Below are 12,642 nucleotides of genomic sequence, written 5' to 3' on the forward strand. Positions count from 1 at the left end.
CCCTAGTGAAGGGCGGATTGACGCATTGCCTCAATTTCTGCCTGCGCCTCGCCAAGTTCTGTGAGGATCTTCAACGTCTCAGCCGCCTCGTTCTCATCGATACGGCTCATCGCAAAGCCGACATGGACAAGCACCCAGTCGCCGACGCAGCTCTCCACGGGGTGCTCGGCGTCGACGATGCAGGCGATGTTGATCTGGCGCCGGACGCCGCTCACGTCGACGATTGCAAGCTTACGCCCGGCATCGTCGATCCTTATGATCCGTCCCGGAATACCGAGGCACATGGGCTTCCTCCTTCTGGCCGGATTTTCCCGGCGACCATAGAATGCGCGGCAGCGATTGCCGCCTGGCCGAGCGCGACGCCACCATCGCCGGCGGGCACCTCGGCGTGGGTGAGGACTTTGAAATCCATCTCCTCTAGCCGGCGCAGGGTCTCCTCGAGCAGGATGCGGTTTTGGAAGCACCCGCCCGAAAGGACGACGGTGTCAAAGCGCGCACCCGCCTCGTCATCGCGGCGCGAAAGTTTCAGCGTCATCGCCGCGAGCGTTTTGGCCAATCCCTTGTGAAAGCGTGCCGCCATCACGCCCGCGGGTGTCTGCAAGATCAGATCCCCAAGCAGCGCGTTCCACATCGCGAGCGGCTCGATATAGGGCAGGCCGCTGTCCTTCAGATTGGGGATAGTGAGAGGATAGGCGAGTTCGTCGCACTCTACGGCCATGGCTTTTGGACAAACGATCGCCTCCAGCCGCATCGCGGCCTCGCCTTCATAGGCCTGGCGCTCAAAACACATGCCGAGCGCGGCCGCGACGGCGTCGAAGAGCCGGCCGCATGAAGATGCCGGCGCGGAATTGACGCCACCCTTGATCATGGCATCGAGCGTGGCGCGCGGCTTGCCGGCAAGCAATTGGAAGACTTCAAGCTCGCTGAAATTCATCGCAAGCTGGGCCCAGCTCGTCTCGGCCATGAGGTGCGCGTAAAGATTGCGCCAGGGTTCGCGCGAGGCCTGCGCGCCGCCAGGCATCGCCACGGGTTTGAACGTGCCGAGCCTGTCGAAATCGCGATAGTCGGCAAGCATGAACTCACCGCCCCAGATTTCGCCGGCAGCTCCCAAACCGAGGCCGTCGAGCGCGATGCCGAGCACAGCGGGTGCATCCAACGGCCGGTCGTTTTCGGCCAGGCAAGCGGCGATGTGCGCATGGTGATGCTGCACCTCGAAAAGCGGAAGGGCTTGTGAATGCGCGCGCTGTCGGGCCAGCTTGCTCGAGACATATTCAGGGTGCCTGTCGCAGGCCAGCGCATCTGGCCGATGATCGAACAGATCGGGGAAGAGTGAGAGGTTCTTGCTGTAGTCGTCGAAGGTGGCCGCGTCCTCCAGATCGCCCTGGTGCTGCGAGAGCACCGCGCGGCCGTCCTTGACTATGCAGAATGTTGCCTTCATCTGCGGGCCGAAGGCAAGGATCTGCGGTGCGGACTCGAAACCGCGCGGCAGGCGAATCGAGGCCGGCGCATAACCACGCGCGCGGCGAAGCATCCGCACCTTACCAGCGGCCAGACGCACAACGCTATCGTCAACGCGGTTGGCGATCTCGCGGTCGTGGATCAGCGCGAAAGACAAGATTGCGCCCAGTTTTGACGCCGCTTCGGCATCATCGGTCACCTGCGGTTCTTCGGAAAGATTGCCGCTGGTCATCACCACTGGACGCGTCATGCGGCGGAACAACAGCACGTGCAGAGGCGTCGACGGCAGCATGAAGCCGTAGGTCGCCATGCCCGGCGCCACACTCTCGGGCAGACGCAGCGGCGCCGAAGCAGCAAGCAGCACGATCGGCGCGGCGGCGGAGCGCAGCGCCTGTTCTTCCCCAGGCGAGACGGCGCAGTGTTTGCGGATCACGTCCATGTCGCGCGCCATCAGCGCGAAGGGCTTGCGCTCGCGCCGCTTCAATTGCCTTAGCCGGTCCACGGCATCGGCGCGCGTAGCGTCGCAGGCCAGCTGGTACCCACCGAGCGCCTTGATGGCGACGATCTCGCCTTTCTGCATAAGGCTCATCGCGGCATCGACGTCATCGAGCATGGAGTGCTGCTCGTAACTCACCGCGCGTCCGTCGAAGCGGATCAGCCTCGCCTTCGGTCCACAGGCGTGACATGCGATCGGTTCGGCGTGAAAGCGCCGGTCAGCCGGGTCGGCATATTCAGCGGCGCAATCGGCGCAAAATGGAAAAGGCGCCATCGTGGTCGAGGCACGGTCGTAGGGCACGCCTTTGACAATCGTCAGGCGAGGGCCGCAATGGGTGCAGTTGGTAAAGGGATATCGGTAGCGCCGCGCGAAGGGGTCGAGCACCTCGGCCGCGCAAGCCGCGCAAATGCCCGCGTCCGGCGAGATCTCCGTGCGAGCTTCGCCGGTCGTGCTTGCGATGATCCTGAAGCCTTCGCCTAGCCAGCCGACGAAAGGCGCCACCTCGATCGCCTCGATTGCCGCCAGCGGTGGCGGCTCGCCGCGCAACCGCTCGACAAGACGAGCAATATCGTCGCGCGGCCCGCGCACCCGGATCAAAACCCCTTCGCCGTCGTTCAGGCCTTCACCGTCGAGCAGAGCCTCTTGCGCGAAACGCCACACCGTCGGACGAAAGCCGACCCCCTGCACGCGGCCGCGTACGCGGATCTGCACGCTTTCGTGCCGGTCCGCGGCCTGCCGGGCGCGGAGGGCCGTCATGGCGCCGCCTCCCATAGGAGCACCCGGTTGTTCCCGGTGTCGGCCACCGCAACCAGGTCCTCATGCACCGCGATCGCGAAGGGCCAGCAGAGACTATCGCGGGTGGCCGCCTTCCAGCGATTGTCGCCCTTGAGGCCGAATCCGTTCTGCCCTGCCAGCATGGTTGCCGGAGCGTCCATATCGAGGCCAGCGAGCGGGAAACCCACAATGCGCGAATTTGCGGTATCGGCGCAAATCAATGTGCCTTCGCGAACGGCGATGCCATAGGGCATCTGCAAAGCCCGCTCGCTCGGGTCGTACGCGGCGCGATTATGATCGATAGCCTCAAAGTTCTTCTGGCCGAGAATGAAGCTCGCCGGCGCTCCGTCTGCATTGGGCATGCCGTTCCAGGCCATGATGCGGCTGTTTCCAGCATCGGTCACAAAAATCCTGCCGCCGCTTACCGCGACCGTATGCGGCCAGCGCATTCCGGAAGCACTTGCGCCGGATCCGGCGTTGTCGTCGCGTGCGAACATGTCCGGCTGACCGAACACCAGATCCGCCGGCTGGCCGTTTGCCTCGGGCAAGGCGTTCCAGACCAGAACGCGCCGGTTGCCGGTATCGGCCACGAAAAGGCGTCCGTCCGCAATCGTCACGCCATAGCACCAGTTGAGCGTATCGGGGCCCGCCAGGGCGCTGCCGCGATTGGCGAGTCCGCAGCCGAAGTCTTTCTGCCCGAGCACCAGGTCCGCCGGCTGGTTGGAGTGCTCGGGCAGCGACGTCCAGATCAGGATGCGATGGTTCCACGCGTCCGCCACGGCCAGGACGTGACCGTCACTGGCAATGCCGGTCGGCATGTTCAAAGTCGCGGGTCCGGGTTTGTCTCCAGCGTTGCGGCCTTCCGCGAAGAAGTCCGGCTGGCCGATGACAAAGTCTGCCGGCGTGTTGTCGGCTTGCGGGAGCTGGCGCCAACCGAGCAGCCGATGATGACCGGTGTCGGCCACAAGGAAAGCGCCGCCCGGCGCAAAGCAGACGCCGCGCGGCCCGAACAATGTCGAGGGACCCGGCGCGACCGGCACCGGCAGGCCGTTCGCAGCGACATGGTGGCCGAGCACGATGCTTGCGCCGGCGGGATCGAGCAGCGGCGCGGCCGGTAAGGGGACCGGGCAAGCCGGCCGGAAAGCGGATGCGAGCGAGACGCGCGTCATCTGGCGAGCCTCACCTCGACGCGGTTGCCGATCACCTTGACCATATGCGGCTGGAGCTGCACCTCGGGAGCAGTGAGGCATTCGCCGGTGGCAAGATCATAGCGCAAGCCATGCCACGGGCAGGTCACGATGCCGTCCTCGACCGCGCCGCCATCAATCTCCAGGCCGAGATGGGCGCAGGCATTCTGGAAGCAGGAAACGACCGCTCCCTGCCGAGACAAAATCACGTTTTCGCCGCCGACCACCTGACGGAGCTTGCCGCCTTGCGGGATCTCGTCGAGCCGACACACGAGATGCCAGCCATCCACCGCACCGAGCGCGAAGGGACTGACAAAACGCACGCTGTCGTTGGCGCCGGCGCCTGATCCCTTGACCCGGAGGATGTCGGTGATTTCTGGGCAGGCGGCCTCCACCGCCTTTTTGACGCCGGCATGGAACGTCAAGGCCGAGGCAGGACACCCGTCACAGGCCCCGGTGAAGCGCACCTCAATGGATGGCGGACGCACCGATACGAGCTCGACGTCGCCTCCGTGGGAAGCAAGCGTCGGGCGCACACCGTCGAGCGCTGCCTCGACACGTTCGCTCAAGCTCGGCTTGAGGATGTTGTGGCGTCGCAGCACGGCATAAACGATCTCGTCAGCGGCCGCCGTCTTCATCGCCTGGAGCGCTGCCGGATCAGCTTTCAGAGCACGGATCAGTCGCCGGAATGCCTCGCCCTGAAGGTCTTCTATGGCGCGCCGGTAGGCTTCCGCGGCAGCGCGCTGCGTCTCGTCCCAGGAAGCAAACAGCGCCTCCAGCCGCTCGATGTCCCCGGTGTATCCGGCGAGCGTATCGCGTTGGGTCGGAACGAGATCGACGGCGTTCATCTGCCCATATTTCCTACCGGTACCGAAGGTCCTTGAAGAGATACGGCTGCACCGCGCCGCCTACGAGGCCGGCCGCCGCCGCGGCGGCTATGACCGGGACCCCGAGCTTGGCCAGGATCACGAGCAGAGCGGCCGTCGTCAGGGCACCTATCGCGGCTTGTCTGTAGACCTTGGCGGGCTCCGCAAAGAGCTTGCCCTTGAGGAACAGGATGATCGAGCTTTTCGCCATTTCCCACATGCTTGCACCTCAGCCGATCAGAGCCAACAGGATCAGGCCGACGACAATGCCAGCAACGCCGCCGACTGGCCCATAGAAGCTTCCCATCATCGCGGCCAGCTGGTAGCCGATCGCCTTGCCGCCGGTTGCCATGCCGCCGATGGCGCCGCCTATGCCGGATGTCACAATGCCTATCAGCAGCGCCAGCGCTGCTACGCCTGCAGTCAGTTCCACTAATGTCACCTCGCGCTCCTTGTTGTGGCTCAATTGAGATGGGGTTGGACGGACCCGGACAATCCGTCGGATTTCGCGGCCGGCGCCGAAAGCAGCTCCCGGTCGATCTGTTCGCAGACCTCCGCCACGATGCGCGCCTTGTCGGCCTCGCCGGAGCCCATGAATATCTCGCGGCATTCGCGGTAATATTCGCGCGCGGCCGTCAGGTTTGCGCGATTGCCGTTGCCCGGATCAGCCGGATCGTCGGGAAGGTTCCACAGACAGTTCGCCTTGTTGGCGATGGTGTTGGCGTATTCCAGCGGCATGGCCGCGCGGGTGCGCACCTTGAGAGCCTCGTCATAGGCTTCGAGCGCGCGCAGATTGTTTTCCACGACATGGCTGGACGAGGCATATTGCAGTGCGTTGCCGAGGTTATTCTGAAGCATCGCGTATTCGGTGGGATGGTCGATCAGATTGACGATCTTCAGCCCTTCCTCGAACGCCTGCACGGCGAGCGCCTCACGCATTTTCGCGCGACTGTCAGTGAAGGGCATGGACAGGAAGGCGGTCGCCAGATTGTTTTGCAGAATGGCGAATTCCTTCGGGAACCTTACACGGTCGAAGGTGCGCACCGCCCGCTGGTAGGCCGAGATGGCATCGGTGATGCGCGCCCTGTTCAGGCCGGCGAGATTGTGGATGGTCAGGCCAAGATTCAACTCCGCTTCGGCGAGCTCTTCCGGTCGGTCAAGATCGGCAAAGTGGCGGGTCGCTTTTTCCAGCTCGGTTCGGGCTCTCTCGAGAGCATCGGCACCGCCGTTCGGCAGAGCCAGAAGCGCGGTCGCCCGGCGAGCGGCAATTCGGGTGCTCAGCAGATATTCGTCGCTCGGACAAATAGCGCCGGCTCGTTCGTAGAGATCAATCGCGGCTTCGATCTGGTCGGGCGATTCTGGAAGCTGCTGGAGCCCCATGGCGATCTCCATGAGCATCTCGGCGCGATCCTGGGGCGAGGCGGAAGGGTCGTCGGCAGCCGCCAATGCGGCGCGCACTTCCTCGTCCACACGAGATTGCCTCACCTTTATCCTCCCATGCTGCTTGGTTGCAGCTTCTGTTGCGGCCGATGCTGCCGATGCTACTAGCTTTTTGAGTGTTGTCTACTTAAATTACGATGTGCAAACTTAGTTTTCAAATGCGCCCCGCCCGATGAAGCCGGCCTGAGAGCTGTCCCACACCACTTGAAGCTCGCGCTCTTCATCATCCGCGATCCCGTTCGCCCGCAAGAAGTCGGGAGCGTGCGCCACCCGGTCGCCCGCCAGGTTCTTACGCTTGAGCAGATACCCTCCAGCCTGCGCCAGCAGCACCGGCAGGATGAGCAGGTCGGCCTCACGTCGCATCAGCACAATGCCGCTGATCCCAGAGAAATGCCGCTCGAAGGCCTCACCCGACAGATGCAAGCCGCCGCGGCTCACGCGCACAGTTAAAGTCGCGTCGTTCATCGCTGTTCGGCCGCGAGGCGGTCCGCCACGATTTCCCCAATGCGCTGGGCCACCACTAAGGCCGCCTTGGCTACAGGCACACTGAGACCGAGCCCCAAATCCAGCTGCCCGGCCTCGATCAGGAATACGGTGACGTCGTCCGGGAAGGCTGCGCCGAAGATGTGCCGGCCGGCATGGAGGGCTGCATCCCAGCGGAAATCGTGGAGATTGAGTCCTGGATAATAGGGTCGCGCCAGTTCGTGTCCCGGCGCTTCGTAGATCGCGCCCGCTTCGACGCCGCTGCGGGCTGCATCAATCAGGATCAAGGACCTGCAGCCGCGGGCGGCGAACATGACCGCCATGCCATCTGTCCCAGCATCCAGCAGCCTGACATCCGGTCCTTCCAGCCCGGCGGCGCGCAGCACACGGATCACCTCTGGCCCGGCACCGTCGTCTTGCCTGTTGAGATTGCCGCAGCCGACGACCGCGATCATGCTTGCCTGCCCGTCATATCCGCCAAAGCCGGCACGACCACTCCGGCTCGACCGGCAGGTCGAGTTCGGGAAGCTCACAGAACCTGCGAAGCACCAGATAATACATGCAGCTCTCACACGCCTGCTCTATTCCCTGGTGCTCGATCGTCTGCAAGGTGAAGCCCGCAATCACGAGCTTTGCCGAAAGATCGTTTCCGGCCGTCCGCAGCCGGCCAATGACGACGAGCACATCGTCATGGCTGTCGGCTCGTGGAAATGCTTCCGTCTCCGGCGATCTCGTCAGTAGCGTCTCAATGATTTCACGCAACTGGGCGTCGTCAATGGTCGTCATAGCAGCCTCCAAGGCGCGCCTGCGCAAGGGCGCGTCAGATGCGCCAGAGCCGGCACCACCAGTCCGCGTCGACCGGAACTGCCAACTCCGGCAAGTCGCACCATTCTCGGTGGACGAGATAGTACATGCACTCCATGCAGCGTTGCCTGTCAGGCCCATAAGGATGATCGACAAAGCCGCTGATGACCATCTTGGCCTCGACATCGTTCGCGTCGAGCTTGCGCAACTCGTCAAGAATCGCTGCGAACTCCTTTTCGGTCTCTCGAAAGGGTTCGGTCTGCGTCTCGAGGCCCGACTTCATGAGCTGCGCCATCTTGCGCAGCAGGGCATGCTGTTGCTCATTGTTCATCGGCGCCGTCCCGACATTTGGAGAGCGGGCCGATCGCCAGCTGGTGCAGACGATCGGGCAGCGTCGTAGAACCGGCAGATATCTATGCCGTGCGGAAACGGGCAAGTTCCTCGCCGGTATTGGCGTCGTGAGCGTGCACGGTGCACACAAGGCAAGAATCATACGAGCGACAGACATGTCCGACCTCCACAGGGTCGTTCATATCCGCAATTGGCGTTCCAATCAGCGCCTGTTCGATCGGGCCGAGTTCGCCGCCATCGGAGCGCGGCCCCACGTTCCATGTCGTGGGCGCAATGATCTGATAATTCTTGATCTTGCCGCCCTGCACCTCGATCCAATGGCAAAGCGCCCCGCGAATGGCTTCTGTCGCACCCCACCCTTTGCCGTCCTTTTCGGTCGGTTTGACGTACCAGGGATCATTCAACCGGAACTCCCTGAGTGCGTGTTCGGCTTGCCGATATAGCTTGACCCCTTCATGCATGCGCGCGAAGTGGCGCAACATCACGCTCGCGCCCCCAAGTTTCTTATACATGTCCAGCACCAGCGGATCATAGTGCTGCCAGCTTTCGCCATGCGTGCCGCCGGCGATCAACTGACGAGCCAACGGACCTGCCTCGAGCCGTCCGTTCTGGTCGTGGCGGACGGCAACCGACCACGAATACTTGTTGTCATAATCGACCGGGTTCTTGCCGACTGGCTTGGTCACGCGCTCGAACGGATGCATGCCGCCCGGCTCGTCATACCAGGCATGCCTGAGATCTTCGCGCGTATAGACCTGGTCCATCAGCTTGTGCGTGTCGCTCGCGCCGTCATAGACGCCGCTCTTCATAAGGACGGCGGAGTTGCGGCCCTCGATCGTGGGACGGTTGTACCTGTCCTCATGGGGCAGATAGCCCCAAGAGACGTACTTACCGTGTCCTTGGCCGTATTTGTCGACGCCGACATCGAGGCTCATGCGCCAGAACATGCCAAGATCCGAATTGGCATGTTCTGGCCGCTCATCCAGCCAGGCCATGAAGTCGTCGTAGGACTGGATCTGCTCATAGCGCTCGAAGGAGCAGCCGAGCCAGACCGGCTCCATCCAGTTGCGGCGGAAATGCTCCAGGATCGACCAGGCCCGGGTCACATCGGTCAGCGTCGGCGCGCACATGACGCCGCCTGGCACCATATAGCTCGAATGCGGCCACTGCCCGCCGAGCAGGGCGTAGATTTCGACCGGGCGACCGGAGATGGTCACACCGAGCTCGTAGTTGGTCCCCGTGAACGGCGACCACCGCTTGACGGCTTCCTCATAGTATTTCGAGTGGGAATAGTTCTTGTGCGTGTAGTCGATCATGAAAAGCCCGTAGTGATGCTTGGGCAGGCTCTGCAGGCTTTCCACGATCTGTCCCAGGTTGCGAGCAAGGATTGCATTGCGCGGCACCTCGGCCTTCCAGGCTGTGTCGAGCGCCCAGGCCGCGCAGGTGAGGTGGGAGGCACCGCAGATGCCGCAGGCGCGCGGGGTAACAACGAGCCCCGCCTGCGGATCCTTGTCGCGCAGGATCACCTCAAAGCCGCGGAAGAGCTCGGCTCGCGTCCAGGCGTTGACCACGACGCCATTTTGGATGTCGACGCGCACGTCGAGATCGCCCTCGACGCGGCCGACGGGCGATATATCAAGTGTTTGAACTGCAGCGGACATTATGTCTTTGACCTTTCTCGATCGGGTTCGGGAAGGCGCCCGTTAGACGACGAAGATGTCTTCTTCGGCCCAGCGCGGCGAAGCGGCTTTGGCGGCGGCGGTCAACTTGATGTAGCCGGTCTTGTCGACGCCGGGGGGCATGTCCTTGGGCACGCCCATAACCGTCTGCGTCTTGAAGACGGTGCCCGGTGCGAAATCGAAGAACGGGAATTCCGGCTCGGTGCAGCCCATGCAAGGCATGCCGGCGCGGGTCTTGGAGGATTGCCGGTTCCACAGCACGCGATTGCACGGCGAATGGGTCATCGGGCCACGGCAGCCCAGGTTATAAAAGAGGCAGCCCTTGCGCTGGCCGAACTCGGTGGCCGACACCTTGTAGGCGAAGTGCATGTTGCGGGTGCAGCCGGTCTGGGTGAAGGAGGTGAAGAAGGTTTTCGGCCGCTGGAACTCGTCCAGGCTTAGATCGCCCGCCCGCCCGGTCGCGACCGCAACGACAATTTGCGTGATCCAGTCTGGATGAGCGGGGCAGCCTGGGATATTGATCACCGGCAGACCGGCCTTCGACTTGTAATCCTTGCCAAGGAAACCGCCTTGGCTGCGCTTCAGGAATTGAAGGCCCTGGCTTTCGGAAGGGTTCGGCGCCGTTGCCGGTATGCCGCCCCAGGTCGCACAGTCGCCCACAGCGACGACGAAATTGGCCACTTTGCAAAGGTCGCTTACCCAGTCGCGCATCGCGCGCCCGGCGAAACGGTTCCATTCACCAGTGCCGTTGGGAGCGTTCACGACCGTACCTTCGAAGACGAAGATGTCGAGGGGCATCTGACCGGAGGTCAGCGCGTTGAGAAGCTTCTTGAGATTATCTCCGAGCTCCAGTCCCAGCGACGGATGCCAGAGCACGTTGATGCCGAAATCGGTGACGAGATCACAGGCACTTGGCTCCTCTGCATTGAGGAACGACATCGTATTGCCCGAGCAGGCTCCGCCCTGGAGCCATAGAAGATTGGCCATGAATTTCCTCCTCCGCTACGCCGCTGACCGTTAGGTGCAGCGCGTCTACGAAAGAGGAATTGCAAGCAACATGCCAGGTCAGAATGCGCTAAGAAAATCCTTGTAACTCAGTGCGTTAAGGAATCACGCCGCGTGTTGCGGTGCAACATTCTGGTTCACCGATGTGTTCGTTTGTGGCCGTTTGTCGGCCGCTCAGCCGTGACGGTTGCCGCATTCTGGGCAGGTGGCCTCCAGAAGATAACCGTACCAGATACCTCTGCAGCGGCTGCACCAATGGCCTGTGGTCTGATGTTCGGGGGCGCCGATCACTTTGGCCATTGCGCCCAGTCCCAGATACCGCGTCGGTTCGGCATGCCCGGACGGCAACACGCGCGACTGCGGAAATCGCAGGACGGTCGTGCCCTGATCTTGCGCTTCATCAGTGCTCATGGATGCCTCTCAACCGTTTTCGTTGAGACTGTAGCGCTTGATCTTGTTGGCAAGCCCCACGCGCGACAAACCGAGCTCGGTCGCAGTGCGGCTTTGGTTCCAGTGGTTTCGTATAAGCGCGCGCCCAACGATCTGCTTTTCGAGACTCTCGACTTGGTCCTTAAGCGTAGTACCTTCGGGAACGAAGCCCCTTAAGCCGTCGCCCTGCTTGCGGGCAGAGGCGGTCGCGAGCAGCGATGGCGCCATGTTGCGGGTGGTGATGTATTCACCATCCTTGGCTAGCGCGACCATGCGGCGGATTTCGTTTTCCAGTTCGCGCACGTTGCCGGGAAAGCTGCACAGGGCCAGCTTCTCGAGTGTGTTGGCGGTGATACCAAGAACCTTGCGGCCCATTCCATCGGCATGCTTGGCGGCAAAAAACTCCGCCAGCGGCCCGATATCTTCTGGACGATCGCGCAGCGGCGGCACCTCGAACTCGAAGCCCTTCAGCCGGAAGTAAAGGTCCTGGCGGAACTTGCCCTGCGCGACGAGGTCCTGCAGCCGCTTATTCGATGCGGCGATAATGCGAACGTTGCAGTGGATGACCTTGTCTGCACCCAGCGGCTTGACCTCGCCCTCTTGGAGAAAGCGCAGCAGGCTGACCTGAAAGGATGGCGACACATCGGAGATCTCATCCAGGAAGACCGTTCCTGCATCGGCCGCCCGAAACAGGCCGAGGCGGTCCGAAATCGCCCCGGTGAACGCGCCGCGCTTGTGGCCGAACAGTTCCGACTGGAGCAATTCGTCGGGCATGCCCCCGCAGTTCTGGACAAGGAGCGGGCTTGCCCGCCTAGGTGAGTTATAGTGGATGGCTCGCGCGAGCAGCTCCTTGCCAGTACCAGTCTCGCCCTGGATGAGGATGGGCAGTTCGGTCGCCGCCGCCTGCCGCGCAAGATCGCACATCTCCGCCATTTTTTCGCTTGCATAGACGAGTTTTTCGAACTGGTGGCTTTCCGGCCTCAACACGGGGTCACGGCGATCCCCGAACATCAGGGCCCCCGAAATCTTGAATTCCCGAGACAGAATACGGTGGCGGCGATGAAGTTCACGCGCTTCCAAGGCCCGCTCAACGGCCAGACCGAGCTGCGCCGGGTCGAGAGGTGTCAGAAGGAACTGATAAATCGCTGCCTTGGAAAGCGCTTGGTAAGACAGCGACGAGGGCGCCGGTGTCACGTAGACTCGCATGATGTCCGGGTGAGACACGCGCAGCCTAGTGAGGAAATCAAGACCCACAGTCTCATCCTGGCGATCCTCTGCGACCGCCAGATCGACATGGATGCTGCTCATTGTTGTCAGTGCCTCGGCCGGACTGCCAACCGGCAGCACCCGATAGGCGTACCGTTCCGACAGCACCTCAAGGCTTTCCGCCCAATCGCTGCCTGGACGAGCTACAATGACGACTGTACCGGAATGGTCCATGAAACCATGTTTCCAAAATGTCTACTTGATTAGCAGCTTGCCCCTTCCGGCGCAACGCCGAGCTGGCCCAGACAACAGTTCGACGGTTTCGGCCCAGACTGCGAAGCTCCGATAGCGGTGCTAGACAGGATTTCCTTGGTCAGCAGGGGATGATACATGGGTCGGATTAGTCGCGCAGGAATTGGGGCCAGGGCGAAAAGCCGTCAAAGAGGCCAGCTGCTATCTGCAAC

General features: G+C 62.5%; 15 protein-coding genes. All 15 read right to left on the bottom strand.

The features are described 5' to 3' along the window. Positions 1-2: 2 nt before the first annotated feature. A complete protein-coding gene (locus tag RFM68_RS26495) occupies positions 3-284 on the bottom strand; it encodes a HypC/HybG/HupF family hydrogenase formation chaperone (protein ID WP_320217095.1) in 282 nt (93 codons plus the stop codon). Beyond that, positions 254-2,710 (bottom strand): carbamoyltransferase HypF, encoded by a 2,457-nt coding sequence (gene hypF, locus RFM68_RS26500; RefSeq protein WP_320235965.1) that lies wholly within the window; start codon positions 2,708-2,710, stop codon positions 254-256. Before hypF ends, RFM68_RS26495 begins: the two co-directional genes overlap by 31 nt. After that, a complete protein-coding gene (locus RFM68_RS26505; protein ID WP_320235966.1) occupies positions 2,707-3,804 on the bottom strand; it encodes an NHL repeat-containing protein in 1,098 nt (365 codons plus the stop codon). The genes hypF and RFM68_RS26505 overlap by 4 nt, the downstream gene beginning before the upstream one ends. Before the next feature lie 89 nt (positions 3,805-3,893). Further along, complete coding sequence (locus tag RFM68_RS26510) at positions 3,894-4,763, bottom strand: NifU family protein (RefSeq protein WP_320235967.1); 870 nt, start codon at positions 4,761-4,763, stop codon at positions 3,894-3,896. Positions 4,764-4,776: 13 nt separating this feature from the next. Then, positions 4,777-4,992, bottom strand: a complete 216-nt coding sequence (locus tag RFM68_RS26515) for a hypothetical protein (protein WP_320217091.1) — start codon at positions 4,990-4,992, stop codon at positions 4,777-4,779. Between the two features lie 18 nt (positions 4,993-5,010). Then, complete coding sequence (locus RFM68_RS26520) at positions 5,011-5,223, bottom strand: hypothetical protein (RefSeq protein ID WP_320235968.1); 213 nt, start codon at positions 5,221-5,223, stop codon at positions 5,011-5,013. Positions 5,224-5,243: 20 nt separating this feature from the next. Further along, positions 5,244-6,266 carry a hypothetical protein gene (locus RFM68_RS26525; RefSeq protein ID WP_320235969.1) on the bottom strand — a complete coding sequence of 341 codons (1,023 nt, stop codon included), beginning with the start codon at positions 6,264-6,266 and terminating at the stop codon, positions 5,244-5,246. A gap of 102 nt (positions 6,267-6,368) precedes the next feature. Further along, positions 6,369-6,686: a hypothetical protein gene (locus tag RFM68_RS26530; RefSeq protein WP_320235970.1), complete on the bottom strand. Its 318-nt coding sequence runs from the start codon at positions 6,684-6,686 to the stop codon at positions 6,369-6,371. Continuing rightward, positions 6,683-7,159: a hydrogenase maturation protease gene (locus tag RFM68_RS26535; RefSeq protein ID WP_320235971.1), complete on the bottom strand. Its 477-nt coding sequence runs from the start codon at positions 7,157-7,159 to the stop codon at positions 6,683-6,685. Before RFM68_RS26535 ends, RFM68_RS26530 begins: the two co-directional genes overlap by 4 nt. 13 nt (positions 7,160-7,172) lie before the next feature. Continuing rightward, positions 7,173-7,490 (bottom strand): hypothetical protein, encoded by a 318-nt coding sequence (locus RFM68_RS26540; protein WP_320235972.1) that lies wholly within the window; start codon positions 7,488-7,490, stop codon positions 7,173-7,175. A 34-nt stretch (positions 7,491-7,524) separates the two neighbouring features. Next, positions 7,525-7,839, bottom strand: coding sequence for a hypothetical protein (locus tag RFM68_RS26545; protein WP_320235973.1), 315 nt, complete (start codon positions 7,837-7,839; stop codon positions 7,525-7,527). A gap of 82 nt (positions 7,840-7,921) precedes the next feature. Beyond that, positions 7,922-9,520 carry a nickel-dependent hydrogenase large subunit gene (locus RFM68_RS26550; protein ID WP_320235974.1) on the bottom strand — a complete coding sequence of 533 codons (1,599 nt, stop codon included), beginning with the start codon at positions 9,518-9,520 and terminating at the stop codon, positions 7,922-7,924. Positions 9,521-9,562: 42 nt separating this feature from the next. Then, on the bottom strand, positions 9,563-10,525 hold the full coding sequence (locus RFM68_RS26555; RefSeq protein WP_320235975.1) for an NADH-quinone oxidoreductase subunit B family protein: 963 nt from the start codon (positions 10,523-10,525) through the stop codon (positions 9,563-9,565). A gap of 192 nt (positions 10,526-10,717) precedes the next feature. Further along, positions 10,718-10,954 carry a hypothetical protein gene (locus RFM68_RS26560; protein ID WP_320235976.1) on the bottom strand — a complete coding sequence of 79 codons (237 nt, stop codon included), beginning with the start codon at positions 10,952-10,954 and terminating at the stop codon, positions 10,718-10,720. Positions 10,955-10,963: 9 nt separating this feature from the next. Continuing rightward, the gene (locus RFM68_RS26565; RefSeq protein ID WP_320235977.1) at positions 10,964-12,412 is read right to left on the bottom strand and encodes a sigma-54 dependent transcriptional regulator; all 1,449 of its coding nucleotides are present in this window, start codon (positions 12,410-12,412) and stop codon (positions 10,964-10,966) included. Positions 12,413-12,642 lie beyond the last annotated feature (230 nt).

The organism is Mesorhizobium montanum (assembly GCF_033977145.1).
In the GTDB taxonomy this organism is placed as follows: Bacteria; Pseudomonadota; Alphaproteobacteria; order Rhizobiales; family Rhizobiaceae; genus Mesorhizobium; species Mesorhizobium montanum.

Bases quoted from the DNA above. Each gene is read 5' to 3' on its own strand.
- RFM68_RS26495 (WP_320217095.1), bottom strand. From the start codon at position 284: ATGTGCCTCGGTATTCCGGGACGGATCATAAGGATCGACGATGCCGGG.
- hypF (WP_320235965.1), bottom strand. From the start codon at position 2,710: ATGACGGCCCTCCGCGCCCGGCAGGCCGCGGACCGGCACGAAAGCGTG.
- RFM68_RS26510 (WP_320235967.1), bottom strand. From the start codon at position 4,763: ATGAACGCCGTCGATCTCGTTCCGACCCAACGCGATACGCTCGCCGGA.
- RFM68_RS26515 (WP_320217091.1), bottom strand. From the start codon at position 4,992: ATGGCGAAAAGCTCGATCATCCTGTTCCTCAAGGGCAAGCTCTTTGCG.
- RFM68_RS26530 (WP_320235970.1), bottom strand. From the start codon at position 6,686: ATGAACGACGCGACTTTAACTGTGCGCGTGAGCCGCGGCGGCTTGCAT.
- RFM68_RS26535 (WP_320235971.1), bottom strand. From the start codon at position 7,159: ATGATCGCGGTCGTCGGCTGCGGCAATCTCAACAGGCAAGACGACGGT.
- RFM68_RS26540 (WP_320235972.1), bottom strand. From the start codon at position 7,490: ATGACGACCATTGACGACGCCCAGTTGCGTGAAATCATTGAGACGCTA.
- RFM68_RS26545 (WP_320235973.1), bottom strand. From the start codon at position 7,839: ATGAACAATGAGCAACAGCATGCCCTGCTGCGCAAGATGGCGCAGCTC.
- RFM68_RS26550 (WP_320235974.1), bottom strand. From the start codon at position 9,520: ATGTCCGCTGCAGTTCAAACACTTGATATATCGCCCGTCGGCCGCGTC.
- RFM68_RS26555 (WP_320235975.1), bottom strand. From the start codon at position 10,525: ATGGCCAATCTTCTATGGCTCCAGGGCGGAGCCTGCTCGGGCAATACG.
- RFM68_RS26560 (WP_320235976.1), bottom strand. From the start codon at position 10,954: ATGAGCACTGATGAAGCGCAAGATCAGGGCACGACCGTCCTGCGATTT.
- RFM68_RS26565 (WP_320235977.1), bottom strand. From the start codon at position 12,412: ATGGACCATTCCGGTACAGTCGTCATTGTAGCTCGTCCAGGCAGCGAT.